The organism is Streptomyces candidus, assembly GCF_014207445.1.
In the GTDB taxonomy this organism is placed as follows: domain Bacteria; phylum Actinomycetota; class Actinomycetes; order Streptomycetales; family Streptomycetaceae; genus Streptomyces; species Streptomyces candidus.
This window is the reverse complement of the sequence record NZ_JACHEM010000010.1, coordinates 218,150-236,717: the sequence shown is the minus strand read 5'-3', so window position 1 is coordinate 236,717 and position 18,568 is coordinate 218,150. Positions and strand designations below refer to the sequence as shown.

Here is an 18,568-nt window from a genome sequence, read left to right as displayed (position 1 = left end):
GCCCCTCGCCACTCCCCAGTGGCGGGGGGCTTTGTCCGCATCTAGCGTGGCGGGCATGATCGAGGTATCGGGCCTGACGAAGCGGTACGGCGAGAAGGTCGCCGTGCACGGCCTCAGCTTCCACGTGAGTCCGGGCATCGTGACCGGCTTCCTCGGTCCCAACGGGGCGGGCAAGTCCACGACGATGCGGATGATGCTGGACCTGGACCACCCGACCACGGGCCGGGTACGGATCGACGGCAAGCGCTACGCGGAGCTGAGAGAGCCCCTGAAGTACGTGGGGGCACTGCTGGACGCGAAGGCCCTGCACGGCGGCAGGAGCGCGTACCACCACCTTCTGTGCCTGGCCCAGAGCAACGGCATCCCGGCCTCCCGGGTCGGCGAGGTGCTGGACGTCGTCGGACTGACCGCGGTCGCCAACAAGCGGTCCAAGAACTTCTCGCTCGGCATGGGCCAGCGGCTCGGCATCGCGGCGGCGCTGCTCGGTGACCCCGAGATCCTGATGTTCGACGAGCCGGTCAACGGGCTCGACCCCGAGGGCATCCACTGGATCCGCAATCTCATGAAGTCCCTCGCCGCGCAGGGGCGTACGGTCTTCGTCTCCTCGCACCTGATGAGCGAGATGGCGCTGACCGCCGACCACCTGGTGGTGATCGGGCAGGGGCGGCTGCTGGCGGACACGTCCATGGCGGAGTTCATCCGCACCAACTCGCGGTCGTACGTGCGCCTGCGCAGCCCGCAGCAGGAGCAGTTGCTCGACGTGCTGCACCGGGCCGGGATCACCGCGGTGACCGCCGGCCACGGTGCCCTCGAAGTGGACGGCGTCGGCGCCGAGGAGCTCGGCGAGCTGGCCGCGCGGCACCAGATCGTCCTGCACGAGCTGAGTCCGCAGCAGGCGTCCCTGGAGGAGGCGTTCATGCAGCTCACCGCGGAGTCGGTCGAGTACCACGCACACGCGCAGCCGACGGAATGGCGGACCTGAGATGCACGCCGGATACGTATGGAAGTCCGAATGGACCAAGATCAGATCGGTCCGGTCCACCGGGACGACGCTCGCACTCGCCGCGGTGTTCACCATCGGTCTCGGATTCCTTATCAGCGCGCTGTCCAAGAACGAGTTCGCCAAGATGGACGCGCACGAACTCCGGTTCGCCGATCCGACGTTCATCAGTTTCGTGGGGACGAGCCTCGGCCAGCTCGCAATGATCGTTTTCGGTGTGATGGTGGTCGGCGGCGAATACAGCACCGGGATGATCCGCACTTCACTGGCGGCCGTGCCGCGCCGCGGTCTTTTCCTCTTCAGCAAGATCGCCGTGGCGACGCTGCTCGCGTTCGTGGTCGCCCTCGTCACCAGCTTCGTAACGTTCTTCGTGGGACAGGCGGCGCTCGGCCCGTACAAGGCCTCGCTCGGCGACCCGGGCGTACTGCGCGCGGTGATCGGCGCGGCGCTCTACATGACGCTGATCGCGGTGTTCGCGATGGGGGTCACGACGGTCCTGCGCTCGCCGATGCTCTCGCTCGGCATCCTGATGCCGCTCTTCTTCCTGCTGACGCCGATCCTGGGCAACGTTCCGGCAACCCGCAAGGTCGCCCAGTACCTCCCCGACCAGGCCGGCGGCAAGGTCATGCAGGTCGTCGCCCCCGAGGGGGACATCGCCCCGTACGGACCCTGGGGCGGGTTCGGAATCATGGTGCTGTGGGTGCTGGCCGCACTGTGCTGCGGCTGGCTGGTGCTGAAGAAGCGGGACGCCTGAGACCGCACCCCGCATATCCGAACCTGTGTTCTTGGCCGGAACCCCCTTCCCCTGGTTAAGCTCTGACTGCTTACGGGGGCTCACAGGATCACCGCACGTGACCGTGCCCCGACGATCTGTCGATGGGGCTGCAGAATGATCGAGGCAGTCGGCCTGACCAAGCGCTACGGCGCCAAAACGGCCGTGTACAACCTTTCCTTCCAGGTACGACCGGGGACCGTGACCGGGTTCCTGGGGCCCAACGGCTCCGGGAAGTCGACCACCATGCGCATGATCCTCGGACTCGACCGGCCGACCGCCGGCCACGTCACGATCGGCGGCCACCCGTTCCGGGAGCTGCCCAACGCTCCGCGTCAGGTCGGTGCCCTGCTCGACGCCAAGGCCGTGCACGGCGGCCGCAGCGCCCGCAACCATCTCCTGTCGCTGGCCCAGCTCTCCGGCATCCCGGCCTCCCGGGTCGACGAGGTGCTCGGTGTCGTCGGTCTCCAGGACGTCGCGAAGCGGCGCTCCAGCGGCTTCTCGCTGGGCATGGGGCAGCGGCTGGGGATCGCCGCCGCCCTGCTGGGCGACCCGCAGGTGCTGCTCTTCGACGAGCCGGTCAACGGGCTCGACCCCGAAGGCATCCTCTGGGTCCGCAACCTGATGAAGATGCTCGCCTCCGAAGGGCGCACCGTCTTCGTCTCCTCGCACCTGATGAGCGAGATGGCACTCACCGCCGAACACCTGATCGTGATCGGTCGCGGGCAGTTGCTGTCCGACATGAGCGTCCGCGACTTCATCGCCGCGAACTCGGCCGGTTTCGCCCGGGTCCGCACCCCGCAGACCGAGCCGCAGCAGCGGGAGAAGCTGACCACCGTACTCACCGAGGCGGGCGGCCGGGTCATGTCCGAGCCCGACGGCGCCCTGCGCGTCACCGGGCTCGCGCTGCCGCAGATCTCCGACCTCGCCCACGAGGCGGACGTACGGCTGTGGGAACTGGCCCCGCACCAGGCGTCACTGGAGGAGGCGTACATGCAGATGACGCAGGCCGCCGTCGACTACCGCTCCACCGACGACCAGCTCGCGGGCTTCCAGCAGGGCCCGCAGGGCGCCCTGCCGGGACAGCTGCCGCCCGGGAGCGCCCCCGGCGCGCCCGGCGTCCCCCAGGGGCCGCCGCAGCTCGGCTGGTACGCCCCGCCGCCGCCCCAGCCGGGGCAGCCGCACCCCGGAGTGCGCGGTTCCGTACCGGCCCCGCCCGCCCCCGTACCGGCGGACCAGAACCCGTACGCGCAGCAGGCCCCGGAAGCCGCACCGGCCGCGCCCCCGGCACCGGCTCCCGCCGGGCCGGCCGGCCCCGGCCTCACCAAGAACGACGACTCCACCCCCGGCAGCGACACCCCCGAGGACGCCCGATGACGACACCCTCGACCCCGGCCCCGTACCAGCAGCACCCCGGTGTCCCGGGCTATGTCTCGCCGGTTCCGCTGCGCCGCGCGACGCTCCTGGACGCCCTCGCCTCCGAGTGGACCAAGATCCGGTCCGTCCGGTCCACGATCTGGACGCTCGGGGTGATGGTCGTGCTCGTCGTCGGTTTCGGCGCGCTGATCGCCCTCGCCCTGCGCAGCGTCGACCTCCCGGAGGGGGAGTCGCCGGTCTCGCTCGGCTTCGTCGGCGTCCTGCTCGGCATCATTCCGGTGATCACCCTCGGCGTGATGACCATCGCCTCCGAGTACGGCACCGGCATGATCCGCACGACGCTGACCGCGTGCCCCAGCCGGGCACGCGTGCTGGCGGCGAAGGGGATCGTCTTCTTCCTGCTCACCTTCGCGATCACCCTGGTCGCCACCGCGCTGGTCTCCGCCGCGATCTCCGGCATCCTGGGCGGCAGCACCGCGGGGAGCGTCTGGCTGGGCGCGACCGTCGGTGTCAGCGCGTACGTCGCGCTGCTCGGGCTGCTCGCACTGGGCGTCGGCTCGCTCGTCCGGCACTCGGCGGGCGCGATCACCATCATGATCGGCGTCGTGCTGCTGCCGCTGGTGATGGCGCTGTTCATGATGTCCGAGGGGCTGCGCGACGTGCAGCAGTTCCTGCTGGAGTACTCGATCCCCAGCCAGCTCGCCATCTTCTACGGGACCCCGATGGGGGAGGACGGCCCGACCGGCTGGGAGTCCCTGGGCCTCATGGGGGCGCTGGTCGCCCTCGTTCTGGGCCTGGCCTTCCTCGTCCAGCACAAGCGGGACGTCTAGGCCGGCCGGTTCCGCTAGTAGCGGGGCGCGTTGCGGGACCGCTGCACCTTCGTGGTGCGGCGGTCCTTCGCGTTCCAGCAGGCCTTGTGCCAGTGCCGGCGGTCGTCGACGCCGCCGTAGTCGGGCCAGGCCACCACGTGCGGGACGCCGGAGGGGATCTCCTGGTCGCAGCCGGGACAGCGGTAGCGCTTGCCCTGCGCACTCGCCCCGCTCACCTGTCGTACGAGCCACTCCTCGCCCTGCCACGACTCGGAACGCTGGAGTCCGTACCGGTCCGGGAACTCCGCGGAGCCACCGCCGCCCCCGGTGTTCGTGGTCGGACTCGTCCCGCCTCTGGGGCGGTTGCGGCGCGGGGACACGTAGCACCTCATGGGGCCGTACGGACTGTTTTCCCACAGCCTAGGGCCATCCGGCAGGGGTACACGTACCACTGAGGGAGTCCCTGCGGTACTCCTGGTGCACGAGTAGCCGGAAAATCACAAGAACTTGGCCCGGGCCCGTGCCTTTGGCACTTGTCAGCCGTTATTGCCAGTGGGGGATCGCCGATTCACGAAGCCTAAGGAGGCAGAGGGCGATGCACATTGGAGCTTTTGTACTGGCAGCGCAGTTCCCGGGTCAGGGACAGGCGGAAGCCCTGCACCGGGCGCTCCGGACGGCGGACGTCGCCGAGGAGGCGGGTCTCGACTCGGTCTGGCTGGCCGAGCACCACTTCGTGCCGTACGGGGTCTGCCCGTCGGCCGTGACGCTGGCCGCCGTGATGCTGGGCCGCACGCGCCGGATCCGGGTGGGCACGGCGGTGACCGTGCTGCCGACCGCGCACCCGGTGAACGTGGCGGAGCAGGCGGCCCTGTTGCACCTCACCTCCGGCGGGCGTTTCTCGCTCGGGGTGGGGCGCGGCGGGCCGTGGGTGGACCTGGAGGTCTTCGGCAGCTCGCTGAAGGCGTACGAGGAGGGCTTCCCCGAATCGCTCGACCTGCTGCTGCGCTGGCTGCGCGAGCCGCGGGTGGGCGCGGACGGCGAGCGGTACCGGTTCCGTGAAGTGGCCGTCGTTCCGCGGCCGGACGAGCAGTGGGAGGGCGTGCCGGGGCCCGAGGTCGTCGTCGCGTGCACGTCACCCAGGAGTGTGAAGCTCGCCGCCGAGCGGGGGCTGCCCATGCTGCTCGGGATGCACTGCGGGGACGAGGACAAGGCGGAGATGACCGCCCTGTGGCGCCGGCACGCACGCGCCTCCGGCCGCAGCACCGAGGAGATCGCGACCGTCGCGCACGTGTCGGCCGGGGTCGCGCAGATCGCCGACACCGTCGAGGACGCCTGCGAGACGCTCGGCAAGGCCATGCCGGGCTGGCTGAAGCAGGGCCTGGACGCCCACGTCACGGTCGACGGACGGCGCCGCGCGATGCGCGATCCGGTGGCGTACACGGAGAAGCTGTGCGGCCTGCACCCGGTGGGCACGGCGCAGTTGGCGGCGGACCGGCTGGCGGCGACCTCGGAGCGGACCGGCATCACCCGCTTCGCGCTGCTCACCGAGGGGTCGGGCGACCTCGCCTGCACGGAGGAGAACGTACGGCGGCTGGGCTCGGAGGTCCGGGAACTGCTGTCCTGAGCGCGCTGCGTCGGGAGCGGTGCGGAGGGCTGCCGCCCCTGCATCTGTCACACCTCCCGCGATACGGGAGCGGCAGCCTCGGACGTCAGCAGTCCCGCAGTCCCGGCGACTGGTTGAGCAGCTGGCCGCGGATCGAAGTGAAGCGGGCGAGCCGCTCGTCGACCGAGGAGTCCAGCGGGAACACCGCGACACGGTGGCAGTTCTGGAATGCGAGACGTACTCCGAAGTGACGCTCCAACGAACCGCGGATGGCGTCACTCGCCAGGGCGCGCAGCAGCTGGCCACGGGCCTGCTCGTCCGGCGGCGGCGTCTGGTTGTCGGCGAACTGTCCACCGTCGACCTTCAGCTGTGCCACCAGAGAGCTGATCATCTCCCATGCGAAGGGCAGGGAGGTCCGGACGCAGTCGACGAATTCCGCTTCGTCGACCTCGCCTCGCTCGGCCTGTTCCAACAGAGCCGGTGAGACGTCGAGCGACATGGGTTCTCCTCTCGCGACCCCGCACCGAGACGGGGTCTTCCGGGCAGGGCAGGAGAGCCGCGACGCAGCGTGCACGCACGGCGACCTCCTGCATCCACGTTAAGGGCGGCACCCCTGCCGCAACAGGGGATTGCGCATACAACCGGCCATTGACGGATGGTCCCGCGGACCCTGCGAACGGGGTCTTACAGGGCGAATCGCGCCCACCCCGCCTCGTCGAGTAGCGTTGCGCCCCATGCGTCTCGTCATCGCCCGCTGCTCCGTCGACTACGCGGGCAGGCTCACCGCCCATCTGCCCTCCGCCCCCCGTCTGATCCTGGTGAAGGCGGACGGCAGCGTCTCCATTCACGCGGACGACAGGGCGTACAAGCCGCTCAACTGGATGTCCCCGCCGTGCACGCTCAAGGAGGGCACGGGCGACGACGCCGGTGTCTGGACCGTGATCAACAAGGCGGGCGAGAAACTGATCATCACGATGGAGGAAGTCCTGCACGATTCGTCCTACGAGCTGGGCATTGATCCCGGTCTCATCAAGGACGGCGTGGAAGCACACCTTCAGGAGCTGCTCGCGGACCGCATCGACACCCTCGGCGAGGGCTACACCCTGATCCGCCGCGAGTACATGACGGCGATCGGCCCGGTCGACATCCTGTGCCGCGACAAGGACGGGGCGACGGTGGCCGTCGAACTGAAGCGGCGCGGTGACATCGACGGCGTCGAGCAGCTCACCCGCTACCTCGAACTCCTCAACCGTGACCCGCATCTGGCCCCGGTGACCGGTGTCTTCGCCGCGCAGGAGATCAAGCCGCAGGCCCGCGTGCTGGCGACCGACCGGGGCATCCGCTGCCTGGTCCTGGACTACAACGCGATGCGCGGCATCGAGGACGACAAACTGCGGCTGTTCTAGCCCCCGCCGGGGGGCGTCGCGACACCCCACCCACAACCGCCTGTGGCGGCCCACCTGTTGCTCAGGGGGGCCGCCACAGTCATGTGCGGGTGGTGCGAGCTGTGCGGGCCGTACGAGGCGTGCGGGCCGTACGAGGGCGTGCGGGGCCCGGCGGTCGCGCGGACCGTGCCGGGTCCCGGTGCGCGGCGGGCCAAAACCCTAGGCGGGTTCGGTGTCCGTCGGCGCGGGTGCGCTGACCGTGAAGCCCGGGGAGGAGGGCGGCGGCTGGTCGTCCGCCGGCGGGGGCCTGTCCGGCGAGGTCGGCGGAGGTTTGTCGTCGGCCGGCGGGGGCTTGTCCGGGGACGTCGGCGGGTCCGGCTTCGGGGGCGTCGGGTCCGGGTCCGGAGACGTCGGCGGCTTCGTCGGCGGGTCGGTGGGCGGCTGCGGGGTGGGGTCGGGCGGCGTCGTGGGCGGCTTGGTCGTCGGCGGCTTGCTGCCCGGCGGCGTACCCCCCGGCGGCTTGCTCCCCGGGTCGGTCGGCGTGGTGGTCGCTCCGCCACCGCCCGGCTCGCCGGACCCGGTGGCGTCCGGATCCGGGGTCCCGGTGTTCTTCCCGCGGCTGGTGGAGGCGGCGTCCGGCAGGCCCGGCAGCCCGGGGTCACCGGCACCGCTGTCCGTGGCTCCGCCGCCGCCGGAGCGGCTGCCCTCGGAGCCCTCCGCCTTGTCGGCGTCCAGGCCGCCCTTGCCGGAATCCAGGTTGGCGGACTGCTCCGGGGTGACCTTGCCGCTCTCGCCGCCCAGCCCGTTGCCGGTGGCGCCGAGGGTGACCACGGTGCCCAGTACGGCCACCAGCAGGGCGCCGGCCCCGGCCGCGACCACGTTGCGCCGGGCCCCGTGGAGCATGGCGCGCCGCGACGGGGGCCGTCCCCGGTTCGCCGGCCCGGTCCTGGTCACCAACGGCTCGCGGGAGTCCGGGAATTCGTTGAGCACCGCCGGCGTGGGCACCCCGGCGGGGGGTGAGGCCGACTCCTCGTACCGTGCGGCCGGTATCTCCTCGCCGGCCGACGCCCGCTCGGTGAAGGGGTCGTACGGCGTGTCGAAGGGCGACCTCGGCAACGCGACCGCACCGGCGCCCGCCAGGCCCCCGCCGGACATCAGCACGGGCCCGGGAGCGTCCCCGCTGCGGTCCGTGACCAGGGCGAGCGCACGCCGGGCGGCGACGGCGCCCCGCTTGTCGGCGAGCGCACCCCGCAGCCCGATCGACGTCTCCAACTCGGCGCGCGCACGGTCGAGCCGGTCGCCGCAGAGCGCGAGGACCCCCAGCTCGTGGTGGAAGTACGCCTCCTCCGCGACCTCTCCGGCGAGCCGGGACGCCTCCGCGCCGGTGCGCAGGGCCCGCTCCCAGGCCCCCCACTGCATGCCCGCCGCAAAGGCGGGGGCGGCGGTACGGGCGAGCACCACGGCGGCGCCCGGATGCCGGTCCTCCGTCCCCGGTACGAGGGCCGAGAGCGCGGCGAGCACCGCGTCCGCCTCGGCGGAGATCCGCTCCGAGCCGACCGAGGGGTGCCCGGCCCACCAGGTGTAGTGCTGGGCCGCGTTGAGCGCGTGCTCCTCCGCGTCCTCGGCGTATCCGGCGCCCTCCAGCTGGGCGGCGACCCCGGGGGCCAGCCGGTGGCGCGCACCGGCCGCGGAGAGCAGCCCGCAGCCGAGGAGTTCACCGAGCGCGGCGTCCGCGTGAGTGTCACCGACCAGGGCGGGCAGATGCGCCTGGTGCGGCACTTCCCCGCCGAGCGCCAGCGCGATCCGCAGGGTGTCCCTGGCGGGCCCGCTCAGCCGGGCGGCGAGCGAGGCGACCGGGGCCATGCCCTCCGCGAGGGTGGGCAGCGGTACGTAGTGCCCGTTCTCGGCATCGGAGGGGGCGTCGTGCGGCGCCTCGCTGAAGCACTCGAAGTCCTCGAAGGCGCCCGGGTCGGCACGCAGGGCGTCGCGCTGCCGCAGCAGCGCGCCGGCCTGCACGAACCGCAGCGGCAACCCCTCCGACTCGAACCAGAGGTCCCCCGCCCAGTTCGCCTCGTCCTCGGTGAGCGGGCGGTCCACCGCGCGCTCCAGGAGTTCCAGCGAGGCCTCCCGGCCGAGCCCGCCGACCAGTACTTCCTCCATGAGTCCGGCCGGTGACGCGGCGGCGACCTCGGAGGTGGTGGAGACGAGGAACGCGCACTCGGGCGTCGCGTCGAACAGCTCCTCCAGGGCCGTCCCGCCGAACTCCAGGTCGTCGACGACGACGACCGCGCCGATCTCGTGGACGCAGCGCAGAAGTTGTTCCCGGTCGGGGCGGTACAGCGGCGCGCGGTAGACGGCCGAGAACAGGTCGTGCAGCAGTTCCGTCGTGGTGCGACGGTGGCCGGAGAGCCGTACGACGCCGTCCGGCGCGAGGTCCGCACAGTCCTCGGCGACGGCGCCGAGCAGCGCACTGCGCCCGGAGCCCTCCGCCCCCACCAGCCGCACGGAACGGCCGCGCGAGAGCAGGTCGACAAGTCGCTCGCGTTCCTCCTGCCGCTCCAGGAGCGGCAGTTCGGGCCCGGCCGGGCCCGGCGGCAGCGGCGGCTTCGCGGCGCGTGCGAGTTCCGCGCGGTCGGCGGCCGGGTGCCGGACGGGCGCCGCGGGGCGCTCGCCGGGCGGGCAGGGTTCGATCTCGCTGCCGTCCACCGGATTGATGGTCAGCAGGAAGTCGCCGGATGTGAACTGGACGGTGCGTGCCGGTGCGGGCGCGGTGCCCGGACCGAGGTCGCGGGTCGTCTGCTCGCGCTCGCGCGCGCCGTCCCGACTGCTCTGCTCGTTGTGGTTGCCGTTGTTGTCCTGGCCGTACTCAACAGGTCCCCGGTGTATCGGGTCCATGGTCAAAGCCCCCCAGATGCGTTGCGTGCTGACTGCCCCTCCCGGCCTTTCGCACGCTCGCTGTCGCTTCTGGTCCGGTGCCCGCCGACGTGGGTGCATCCATTGCGTGGGTTCGTCAAGCGGCAGGCGACCGAACCCTAGACCTTCGCACATTATCTCTGAGGGCCGGGGGCTTGGGTGCCCCGGGAAGTCACAGTCGTGTGAGGATTGCGCGCCCGCGTCGTACCCGCGTCACGCCCTTTCCGGGGACGTCCTGGGCGGTCACACCCGCGGCAGCGCGTCCACCGCGAGCCCGCCCTCGATCGCCAGGATCCGGTGCAGCCTGGTCGCCACCAGCAGCCGCTGCATCTGCGGCGGTACGCCGCGCAGCACGAGCCGTCGTCCGCAGCGGCCGGCCCGCCGGTGCGCGCCCATGATGACGCCGAGTCCGGTGGCGTCCCACGAGTCCAGTTCGGTCAGGTCGAGCACCAGGTCGCCGATGCCGTCGTCGACCGCCGAGTGCAGGACCGTACGGGCGTCCGCCGCGCTGCGCACGTCGAGGCGGCCCCCGACGACCAGCTCGACGTGATCGCCCCTGATGTGCATGTGCGCTCCCCACGAGTGCGTGCTGACGGCTTCTCTTCCGCGTTCTCTCAACTGACTGCCGAACAGGCCAAGAAGTTGCCGCCTGTCAGTAAATCGGCACGTAATTCACCCCATGGGGTGACGGCGGTTCGGACATTCCCGCAGCACTCGATCAGTGCTTGTAGAAACCCTGGCCGCTCTTGCGCCCGATGTCCCCCGCGTCGACCATGCGGCGCATCAGCTCCGGCGGCGCGAACTTCTCGTCCTGGGACTCGGTGTAGATGTTGCTCGTGGCGTGCAGCAGGATGTCGACACCGGTCAGGTCCGCGGTGGCGAGCGGTCCCATGGCGTGGCCGAAGCCGAGCTTGCACGCGATGTCGATGTCCTCGGCGCTGGCGACGCCCGACTCGTACAGCTTCGCCGCCTCGACGACGAGGGCCGAGATGAGCCGCGTCGTCACGAAGCCGGCGACGTCCCGGTTGACGACGATGCAGGTCTTGCCGACCGACTCGGCGAACTCACGTGCGGTGGCGAGGGTTTCGTCGCTCGTCTTGTAGCCGCGTACGAGTTCGCAGAGCTGCATCATCGGCACCGGCGAGAAGAAGTGCGCCCCCACAACCCGCTCGGGGCGCTCGGTCACGGCCGCGATCTTCGTGATCGGGATCGCGGAGGTGTTGGACGCCAGCACGGTGTCCTCCCGCACGATCTTGTCCAGGGCGCGGAAGATCTCGTGCTTGACCTCAAGCTTCTCGAAGACGGCCTCGACCACGATGTCCGCGTCGGCGACGGCGTCCAGTTCGGTCGAGGTCGTGATCCGCGCGAGCGCCGCCTCGGCGTCCTCGGCAGACAGCTTCCCCTTGCTCACGAACTTGTCGTACGAGGCCTTGATGCCGTCGGTACCGCGCGTCAGCGCCGCGTCCGTCACGTCGCGCAGGACCACGTCCCAGCCCGCCTGCGCCGAGACCTGGGCGATGCCCGATCCCATGAGTCCGGCACCGATGACGGCAAGCTTCCTGGCCACTGCACACTCTCCCTGATCACTGCGCGCTACCGCGTATTCGTTGTCCTGTGGCGGAGGCTATCGCCGGATGGGGCCGCTGTGGCGGCGAAGAGATGCGCGTCACGTCTCAAATGACGGACGTCACACCGGTACGGCCCCGGACTCGACCGGAGTGCGAGTCACCTCGTGTCCCCCTGGGCCCTGTTGAGCACGTTCGTCACCACCGCACCTGCGAGCGGTCCGCGCGCTTTCCGTGCCCGCGCTCCTGCTCTCCGGCCGGATGCGGGCGAGGGCGCTCGCCCGGTCCCCCCGACGCGGCCGGACGTACTCTTCCGGCGGGCCGGGGCCTGGTTAGGCTCGACCCCATGGTCAATCTGACGCGCATCTACACCCGTACCGGCGACAAGGGCACCACGGCGCTGGGCGACATGAGCCGCACCGCCAAGACCGATCTGCGGATCGCGGCGTACGCGGACGCCAACGAGGCGAACGCGGTGATCGGCACCGCGATCGCCCTCGGCGACCTCGACGAGGACGTGGTCAAGGTCCTCACCCGCATCCAGAACGACCTCTTCGACGTGGGCGCCGACCTGTCCACGCCGGTCGTCCAGGACCCGGCGTATCCGCCGCTGCGCGTGGAGCAGCCGTACATCGACAAGCTCGAAGCCGACTGCGACACCTATCTGGAGGGACTGGAGAAGCTCCGCTCCTTCATTCTTCCGGCGGGGACCCCGGGGGCCGCGCTCCTGCACCAGGCCTGCACGGTCGTCCGCCGGGCGGAACGCTCCACATGGGCGGCGTACGAGGTCCACGGCGACACCATGAACCCGCTCACCGCCACCTACCTCAACCGTCTCTCCGACCTGCTGTTCATCCTGGCCCGGACGGCGAACAAGTCGGTGGGCGACGTCCTCTGGCTCCCCGGCGGCGAAAGGTAACCCCACCCCCGCCCGCCCCGGCCGACGGGGCCGCGCCCCCTCCCCGGTAGCCCCCTTGCACGGCGCGTCGCGTCGCCCCCCGCGCCCCCCGTAGCCCCCTTGGGCGGCGGGGCGCCGCGCGGCCCGTAGCCCCCGGGACGGCGGGGCCGCCCCCGGGGGCGGAACGGGCGGGCAAGGGGGCGGCCCCCACCGGACGGTGCCCCCTCACCCCACGCCCGCCACCCCGACGTACGCCCCCACTCACCCCACCCTCACCGCTTCGTCAACGACTCCCCCACCGCTCCCCCGAACCCGCCTGCGCACCGGCCCCCGCCTCCGGACTCGCCGTCGGAACAGCCGTCGCCCCCTCCTCGACCCCCCGCTTCGGAAACAGCGTGTAACTCCCCGCGATCACCACGTTGATCACCGCCACCACCCCCATCTTGAACTGCCAGGACCGCAAGGACGTGACGTCCCCGCTCTCCCCCACGAACCACACCGCTCCCTGCAGCAGCCCCGCCGCGATCCCGCACGCGAGGATCCACCGCGCCGCCGTCTTCCACTCGTGCACCGCCCGTGCCATCCCGTACTTCGGCGGCCGCACCGGCGGCGGCCCGTCCGCGTACCGGTGCGCGAAGCGCACGTCCATGTACGTGATCACCCGGTGCCCCATCGCGACCGTGAACCCGATGTAGACCGCCGCGAGCCCGTGCTTCCAGTCCGGTGCGGCCCCGTTCCGCAGGTCGATCACGGTGACCACCAGCAGCACCACCTCCAGCAGCGGCTCGCACAGCAGCACGGCCGCTCCCGTGCGCGGCATCCTGGCCAGGTACCGCAGCGACAGGCCGCCCAGCAGCAGGATCCAGAATGCGACTTCACAGGCGATGATCAACGCGACGATCACGAAGCGGCTCCTTCCGTAAGCACTCCTCATCCTCGCCCGCGCCCGTTCCCGGGGCATCGTCACCAGGGGCGAACCCGCACTGCATCCTTCGGTGTAGTGCGGGTTCCGCCCGCACGCGGAGGACGCGCGCGCCGAGCCCGTGTTGGATGGGAACGTGCCCTGCTTCCGCCACCCGATCCTCCAGCCGCACCGGGACGACGTGCTCCTCGCGGTGACCGGCCTGCTCGCCGGACTGCTGCTGTGGTCCCTGGGCCTGCACACCCAGGGCAACCGGCTGCTCCTGCCCGGCTGGGCGACCCTGGTGCCCCTGTGCACGGTCTCCGCCCTGGAACTGGTCCGCCGCAGCGCCCCTCAGTCCGCCCTCGCCGGCGGCGTCCTCGCCGTGATCGGCGACCAGTTCACCCAGGGCAGCCTCGCCACGGTGGTCATCTTCGCGGACCTGGTGTACGCGGCCGTCGTCTACGGCACTCCCCGGGCCGCCCGCCGCATCCCGATCACCACCGGTCTCGTCAGCCTGGCGCTCACCGTCGGTTTCCTGGCCTGGTTCCGCGAGCCGGAGGCGTTGCTGATCGGCATGGTCGCCGGCCTGATCAGCTTCGCGCCCGCCCTCACCGGTTCCATCCTGCGCAACCACCGGGAGGCGGCCGTCGCCGCCCGGCTGCGCGCCGAACAGACCGCACTGCTCGCCGAGATGGACCGCGCTCAGGCCGTGACGGCCGAACGCGCTCGGATGGCACGGGAGTTGCACGACATGGTGGCCAACCACCTCTCCGCCATCGCCATCCACTCAACGGCCGCGCTGTCCCTCGACACCCCCGACGCGTCCACCCGGGCCCTGTCCGTCATCCGCGAGAACAGCGTGCAGGGCCTGGCCGAAATGCGCCGTCTGATCGGGCTGCTCCGGGAGAGCGAGGGCAGCGGGGAGCCCTCGGCCGCCCCCTCCCTGGACGGCCTCGACGCCCTGCTGGAGACCTCCCGCGCCTCCGGCGCCGGCTCCGGGCTCACTTTCACGCTCGCCGACGACCGCCCCGCGGGCCTGGGGCTTCCGGCGCCGGTGGAGCTGGCGGCGTACCGGATCGTCCAGGAGTCCCTGACGAATGCGCTCAAGCACGCCTCCCCGGGGCCCGTCGCCGTCCGCCTCTCGTATGCGGACAGCACCCTGCACGTGGCCGTGACCAGCGCGTTCGGCGGCGGACGTGCGGGGCCGCGGGCTCCCGGTTCCGGGGCGGGGCTGGTGGGCATGCGCGAGCGCGTGACGCTGCTGGACGGCGAGCTGGAGGCGGGCCCGGTCACCCTCGACGACGGCACCAAGACATGGCAGGTGCGGGCCCTGCTGCCCGCCGAGGACGAGAACGAGGAGCTTCCCACGTGAGTGCGGACCCCGCAGGGGCCATCCGGGTACTGATCGCCGAGGACCAGTCGGCGGTACGGGCCGGGCTGGTCCTCATCCTGGACAGCGCCCCCGACATCACCGTCGTCGGCGAGGCGGCGGACGGCGAGGAGGCGGTGCGTCTCGCCCGCGAACTGCGCCCGGACCTCGTGCTGATGGACATACAGATGCCGCGGCTCGACGGGGTGGCGGCCACCGGGCAGGTGGTCGCCGAGCAGCTCGCCGACGTCCTGGTCCTGACCACCTTCGACCTGGACGAGTACGTGTTCGGGGCGCTGCGCGCGGGCGCCTCGGGCTTCCTCCTGAAGAACACCGAGGCCAGGGACCTTCTGGAAGCGGTACGGACGGTGGCGCGCGGCGAGGGGCTGATCTCCCCCGCCGTGACCCGGCGGCTGATCGCCGAGTTCGCGGCACCGGCGGCCGGGCGGCGCGAGGACGCCGCCGCTCTTTCCGTGCTGGATCCGCTCACCCGGCGGGAGCGGGAGGTGCTGTCCCGGCTGGGCGAGGGGCTCTCGAACGCGGAGATCGCGGTGCGGCTCGACATGGCGGAGGCCACCGTCAAGACGCATGTCAGCCGTCTTCTGGGCAAGCTCGGCCTGCGGAGCCGGGTGCAAGCGGCGGTTCTCGCGCAGGAGTTGGGGGTCTGAGCGCGGGGGCCCGAGGTCCAGGGGCGGGCGGGAAGGGGGCCCGTACACCTACCTCGCAACTTTGGTCCAGACCTCTTGACGATTGGTCCAGACCTTGGCACGCTCGCCGCACTGCAGTGGTGAGCACGCCATGACAACCCCACCTCCCCGTAGTACGGCGTGCTCACCTGGCGGCGCAGGTCCCACCACCGTCATGTCGGACCTCTCTCACGGGAGCACCCCTTGAGCACTACCACCCCCCAACGATCCCGTCGCAGAACACGCTTCGCGGCGACCCTGACCGCCCTCGTCGTCCCGCTCGCCGCGATGGTCGGTCTGGCATCCCCCGCCCAGGCCGCCCCCGCGGCGACCGCGACGTACACCAAGAAGTCGGACTGGGGCTCGGGCTTCGAAGGCTCGTGGACCATCAAGAACACCGGCACCACCACGCTGAGCTCGTGGACCGTGGAGTGGGACTTCCCCACCGGCACCAAGGCCGGCTCGGCCTGGGACGCCACGCTCAGCTCCGCCGGCAACCACTACACCGCCAAGAACCTCTCCTGGAACGGCACTCTGGCCCCCGGCGCCTCCGCCACCTTCGGCTTCAACGGCACCGGCTCCGGCAACCCCACCGGCTGCAAGCTCAACGGCGGCTCCTGCGACGGTGACACCCAGCCCGGCGACGCCGCCCCCAGCGCGCCCGGCACCCCCGTCGCGAGCAACGTCACCGACACCTCGGCCAGGCTGACCTGGAGCGCCGCCACCGACGACAAGGGCATCAAGAACTACGACGTCCTGCGCGACGGAGCCAAGGTGGCCACCGTCACCGGTCTCACGTACACCGACAGCTCCCTGACCAAGGGGACCAGTTACTCGTACGCGATCCAGGCCCGCGACACCGCCGACCAGACGGGTCCGGCCAGCGGCTCCGTCGCGGTCAAGACCACTGGCGGCGGCACCGACCCGGGCCCCGGGCCCGGTGACCAGGTGAAGCTCGGCTACTTCACCAACTGGGGCGTCTACGGACGCAACTACCACGTCAAGAACCTGGTGACGTCCGGCTCCGCGGCGAAAATCACGCACATCAACTACGCCTTCGGCAACGTCCAGGGCGGCAAGTGCACCATCGGCGACGCCTTCGCCGACTACGACAAGGCCTACACCGCCGACCAGGCCGTGGACGGCGTCGCCGACACCTGGGACCAGCCCCTGCGCGGCAACTTCAACCAGCTGCGCAAGCTCAAGGCCAAGTACCCGCACATCAAGGTGATCTGGTCGTTCGGCGGCTGGACCTGGTCCGGCGGCTTCGGTGACGCGTCCAAGAACCCGGCCGCCTTCGCGGACTCCTGCTACCAGCTCGTCGAGGACCCGCGCTGGGCCGATGTCTTCGACGGCATCGACATCGACTGGGAGTACCCGAACGCCTGCGGTCTGACCTGCGACACCAGCGGCCCGGCCGCCCTCGGCAACCTGGCCTCCGCGCTGCGCACCAAGTTCGGCGCGAACAACCTGGTCACCGCGGCCATCACCGCCGACGCCTCGGACGGCGGCAAGATCGACTCCGCCGACTACGCCACCGCGGCCAAGTCCTTCGACTGGTACAACGTGATGACGTACGACTTCTTCGGCGCCTGGGCGGCGAAGGGCCCGACGGCTCCGCACTCCCCGCTCACCTCCTACCCGGGCATCCCGCAGGCGGGCTTCAACTCCGCCGAGGCGATCGCCAAGCTGAAGGCCAAGGGCGTCCCGGCCAAGAAGCTCCTGCTCGGCATCGGCTTCTACGGCCGCGGCTGGACCGGCGTCACCCAGAAGGAGCCGGGCGGCACCGCCACCGGCCCGGCGGCCGGAACGTACGAGCAGGGCATCGAGGACTACAAGGTCCTCAAGGCCAAGTGCCCGGCCAACGGAACCGTCGCCGGCACCGCCTACGCGCACTGCGGCACGGACTGGTGGAGCTACGACACCCCGGCCACCATCAACTCCAAGATGGCCTGGTCCAAGGCACAGGGCCTGGGCGGCGCGTTCTTCTGGGAGTTCAGCGGTGACACCGCCAACGGCGAGCTGGTCACGGCGATCGACTCCGGCCTGAAGTAACACCCGCCGACAGCACGCGCCCGCTCCGCGGGCCGTGCGAGGCACCACCGGCCCCCACGGGAAAAGGCCGGGAGACGGGTCCGCCCCCGTCTCCCGGCCTCTTGTGCGTCCGGCTTCCCGCACGTCCCGCGAACTGTGCGTCCGACCCCGCGCACATCCGGCACGTTGTGCGTCCGGCAGCGTTCGGGGGCGGGTTCGGCAACCGCTACGCGACGTTCACCCGTTGTCCCGGCGGCGCCGCCTCCAGCCAGGCGAGGAACCCGGTCAGCGCGTCCTCGCTCATCGCCAGCTCCAGCCGGGTACCCCGGTGGACACAGCCCAGGATGTGCGCGTCGGACAGGAGAGCCAGCTCCTCCTCGCCCTCCGGCGAGCGGCGCGTGACCACCTCGATGGCCGAGCGCTCCAGGACACGGCGCGGCTTGGGCGCGTACGAGAAGACCCTGAACCAGGCGATCCGGTCGCCGCTGTACCTGGCCACCCCGTACACCCAGCCCTTGCCGGAGGTGTCCAGCTCCTCCGCGGTGCCCCAGCGCAGGGAGCAGTCGAAGGTGCCGCCGGAACGCTGGATCAGCCTCCGGCGCAGTCCGAAGACGAACAGTCCCACGAGCACCAGCAGGACTACCGAGCCGCACACAAGCAGAGCGAGGATCATCTCCTACGACCTCCTCGCCTCATCCAGTACCACCAGGACAACAGAAACCGCGAAACAACAGAAAAGCATCCGCATCGCCTCAGCCGCGACCCGTCCTGGAAGTATCCAGTACGAGCCGCGGCTGAGGGTGGTTCACGTGGCGTGAGGCGGGACTCAGTGTCCGGCCACCGCACGCAGCCGGACGGCGGCGCGGCGCTCGGCGGCCGCGTCGGCCTCCGACTTCGCACGCTCCAGCGCCCGCTCCGCACGAGCCTGGTCGATCTCGTCGGCCAGCTCGGCGATCTCCGCGAGCAGAGACAGCTTGTTGTCGGCGAACGAGATGAAACCGCCGTGCACGGCGGCGACGACGGTGCCGCCGTCACTCGTACGGATGTTCACGGGGCCCGATTCCAGCACACCCAGAAGCGGCTGGTGACCGGGCATGACGCCGATGTCGCCGGACGTGGTGCGCGCGACGACCAGGGTGGCCTCGCCGGACCAGACGTTACGGTCCGCAGCGACCAGCTCGACGTGCAGCTCAGCAGCCAAGGGTGGCTCCTCGGGTCACCACCCGGCACTGCTGCCGGGTGTCAGGTCAAAG

18 protein-coding genes are annotated in these 18,568 nt (G+C 71.2%); 10 read left to right on the top strand and 8 right to left on the bottom strand.

Annotated elements, in window-relative coordinates; translation table 11 throughout:
* Positions 1 to 55: 55 nt before the first annotated feature.
* From HNQ79_RS20325 to HNQ79_RS20310, 4 genes are all read left to right on the top strand, one after another.
* The gene (locus tag HNQ79_RS20325) at positions 56 to 982 is read left to right on the top strand and encodes an ABC transporter ATP-binding protein (RefSeq protein WP_185033062.1); all 927 of its coding nucleotides are present in this window, start codon (positions 56 to 58) and stop codon (positions 980 to 982) included.
* A gap of 1 nt (position 983) precedes the next feature.
* Positions 984 to 1,754: an ABC transporter permease gene (locus tag HNQ79_RS20320; protein ID WP_185033060.1), complete on the top strand. Its 771-nt coding sequence runs from the start codon at positions 984 to 986 to the stop codon at positions 1,752 to 1,754.
* Between the two features lie 135 nt (positions 1,755 to 1,889).
* Entirely contained in the window at positions 1,890 to 3,149 is a 1,260-nt protein-coding gene (locus HNQ79_RS20315; protein WP_185033058.1) for an ABC transporter ATP-binding protein, read from the top strand.
* On the top strand, positions 3,146 to 3,979 hold the full coding sequence (locus tag HNQ79_RS20310) for an ABC transporter permease (protein ID WP_185033056.1): 834 nt from the start codon (positions 3,146 to 3,148) through the stop codon (positions 3,977 to 3,979). Before HNQ79_RS20315 ends, HNQ79_RS20310 begins: the two co-directional genes overlap by 4 nt.
* A gap of 14 nt (positions 3,980 to 3,993) precedes the next feature.
* On the opposite strand, the gene HNQ79_RS20305 is transcribed toward HNQ79_RS20310, so the two are convergent.
* Entirely contained in the window at positions 3,994 to 4,338 is a 345-nt protein-coding gene (locus HNQ79_RS20305; RefSeq protein WP_185033230.1) for an Rv1322 family protein, read from the bottom strand.
* A 215-nt stretch (positions 4,339 to 4,553) separates the two neighbouring features.
* On the opposite strand from HNQ79_RS20305, the gene HNQ79_RS20300 reads away from it, so the two are divergent.
* Entirely contained in the window at positions 4,554 to 5,582 is a 1,029-nt protein-coding gene (locus HNQ79_RS20300; RefSeq protein ID WP_185033055.1) for an LLM class flavin-dependent oxidoreductase, read from the top strand.
* A gap of 85 nt (positions 5,583 to 5,667) precedes the next feature.
* Here the strand turns inward: HNQ79_RS20300 and HNQ79_RS20295 are convergent, their stop codons facing one another.
* Positions 5,668 to 6,060, bottom strand: coding sequence for an SCO5389 family protein (locus tag HNQ79_RS20295; protein WP_185033053.1), 393 nt, complete (start codon positions 6,058 to 6,060; stop codon positions 5,668 to 5,670).
* Positions 6,061 to 6,295: 235 nt separating this feature from the next.
* On the opposite strand from HNQ79_RS20295, the gene nucS reads away from it, so the two are divergent.
* Positions 6,296 to 6,967 carry an endonuclease NucS gene (gene nucS, locus HNQ79_RS20290; RefSeq protein WP_185033051.1) on the top strand — a complete coding sequence of 224 codons (672 nt, stop codon included), beginning with the start codon at positions 6,296 to 6,298 and terminating at the stop codon, positions 6,965 to 6,967.
* A 198-nt stretch (positions 6,968 to 7,165) separates the two neighbouring features.
* Here nucS and HNQ79_RS20285 read toward each other — a convergent pair whose 3' ends face one another.
* From HNQ79_RS20285 to HNQ79_RS20275, 3 genes are all read right to left on the bottom strand, one after another.
* Positions 7,166 to 9,841, bottom strand: coding sequence for an ATP-binding protein (locus HNQ79_RS20285; protein ID WP_229923688.1), 2,676 nt, complete (start codon positions 9,839 to 9,841; stop codon positions 7,166 to 7,168).
* Positions 9,842 to 10,102: 261 nt separating this feature from the next.
* Positions 10,103 to 10,426 carry an STAS domain-containing protein gene (locus HNQ79_RS20280; protein WP_185033049.1) on the bottom strand — a complete coding sequence of 108 codons (324 nt, stop codon included), beginning with the start codon at positions 10,424 to 10,426 and terminating at the stop codon, positions 10,103 to 10,105.
* A 151-nt stretch (positions 10,427 to 10,577) separates the two neighbouring features.
* Positions 10,578 to 11,426 (bottom strand): 3-hydroxyacyl-CoA dehydrogenase family protein, encoded by an 849-nt coding sequence (locus HNQ79_RS20275; RefSeq protein ID WP_185033047.1) that lies wholly within the window; start codon positions 11,424 to 11,426, stop codon positions 10,578 to 10,580.
* Positions 11,427 to 11,770: 344 nt separating this feature from the next.
* Between HNQ79_RS20275 and HNQ79_RS20270 the strand changes: the two genes are divergently transcribed.
* Positions 11,771 to 12,343, top strand: coding sequence for a cob(I)yrinic acid a,c-diamide adenosyltransferase (locus HNQ79_RS20270; protein ID WP_185033046.1), 573 nt, complete (start codon positions 11,771 to 11,773; stop codon positions 12,341 to 12,343).
* Positions 12,344 to 12,605: 262 nt separating this feature from the next.
* Here the strand turns inward: HNQ79_RS20270 and HNQ79_RS20265 are convergent, their stop codons facing one another.
* Entirely contained in the window at positions 12,606 to 13,226 is a 621-nt protein-coding gene (locus HNQ79_RS20265) for a hypothetical protein (protein WP_229923689.1), read from the bottom strand.
* A gap of 154 nt (positions 13,227 to 13,380) precedes the next feature.
* Between HNQ79_RS20265 and HNQ79_RS20260 the strand changes: the two genes are divergently transcribed.
* From HNQ79_RS20260 to HNQ79_RS20250, 3 genes are all read left to right on the top strand, one after another.
* Positions 13,381 to 14,598, top strand: a complete 1,218-nt coding sequence (locus HNQ79_RS20260; protein WP_229923690.1) for a sensor histidine kinase — start codon at positions 13,381 to 13,383, stop codon at positions 14,596 to 14,598.
* A complete protein-coding gene (locus tag HNQ79_RS20255; protein ID WP_229923691.1) occupies positions 14,595 to 15,263 on the top strand; it encodes a response regulator in 669 nt (222 codons plus the stop codon). Before HNQ79_RS20260 ends, HNQ79_RS20255 begins: the two co-directional genes overlap by 4 nt.
* A gap of 222 nt (positions 15,264 to 15,485) precedes the next feature.
* Complete coding sequence (locus HNQ79_RS20250) at positions 15,486 to 17,336, top strand: glycoside hydrolase family 18 chitinase (protein ID WP_373312620.1); 1,851 nt, start codon at positions 15,486 to 15,488, stop codon at positions 17,334 to 17,336.
* 205 nt (positions 17,337 to 17,541) lie between these two features.
* Here the strand turns inward: HNQ79_RS20250 and HNQ79_RS20245 are convergent, their stop codons facing one another.
* Together HNQ79_RS20245 and HNQ79_RS20240 are read right to left on the bottom strand one after the other, a co-directional pair.
* Positions 17,542 to 17,988, bottom strand: coding sequence for a DUF2550 domain-containing protein (locus HNQ79_RS20245; protein WP_185033044.1), 447 nt, complete (start codon positions 17,986 to 17,988; stop codon positions 17,542 to 17,544).
* 153 nt (positions 17,989 to 18,141) lie between these two features.
* Positions 18,142 to 18,516 (bottom strand): F0F1 ATP synthase subunit epsilon, encoded by a 375-nt coding sequence (locus HNQ79_RS20240; protein WP_185033043.1) that lies wholly within the window; start codon positions 18,514 to 18,516, stop codon positions 18,142 to 18,144.
* Between the last annotated feature and the right edge of the window lie 52 nt (positions 18,517 to 18,568).

Bases quoted from the DNA above. Each gene is read 5' to 3' on its own strand.
- HNQ79_RS20325 (WP_185033062.1), top strand. From the start codon at position 56: ATGATCGAGGTATCGGGCCTGACGAAGCGGTACGGCGAGAAGGTCGCC.
- HNQ79_RS20320 (WP_185033060.1), top strand. From the start codon at position 984: ATGCACGCCGGATACGTATGGAAGTCCGAATGGACCAAGATCAGATCG.
- HNQ79_RS20315 (WP_185033058.1), top strand. From the start codon at position 1,890: ATGATCGAGGCAGTCGGCCTGACCAAGCGCTACGGCGCCAAAACGGCC.
- HNQ79_RS20310 (WP_185033056.1), top strand. From the start codon at position 3,146: ATGACGACACCCTCGACCCCGGCCCCGTACCAGCAGCACCCCGGTGTC.
- HNQ79_RS20300 (WP_185033055.1), top strand. From the start codon at position 4,554: ATGCACATTGGAGCTTTTGTACTGGCAGCGCAGTTCCCGGGTCAGGGA.
- HNQ79_RS20295 (WP_185033053.1), bottom strand. From the start codon at position 6,060: ATGTCGCTCGACGTCTCACCGGCTCTGTTGGAACAGGCCGAGCGAGGC.
- nucS (WP_185033051.1), top strand. From the start codon at position 6,296: ATGCGTCTCGTCATCGCCCGCTGCTCCGTCGACTACGCGGGCAGGCTC.
- HNQ79_RS20285 (WP_229923688.1), bottom strand. From the start codon at position 9,841: ATGGACCCGATACACCGGGGACCTGTTGAGTACGGCCAGGACAACAAC.
- HNQ79_RS20280 (WP_185033049.1), bottom strand. From the start codon at position 10,426: ATGCACATCAGGGGCGATCACGTCGAGCTGGTCGTCGGGGGCCGCCTC.
- HNQ79_RS20270 (WP_185033046.1), top strand. From the start codon at position 11,771: ATGGTCAATCTGACGCGCATCTACACCCGTACCGGCGACAAGGGCACC.
- HNQ79_RS20245 (WP_185033044.1), bottom strand. From the start codon at position 17,988: ATGATCCTCGCTCTGCTTGTGTGCGGCTCGGTAGTCCTGCTGGTGCTC.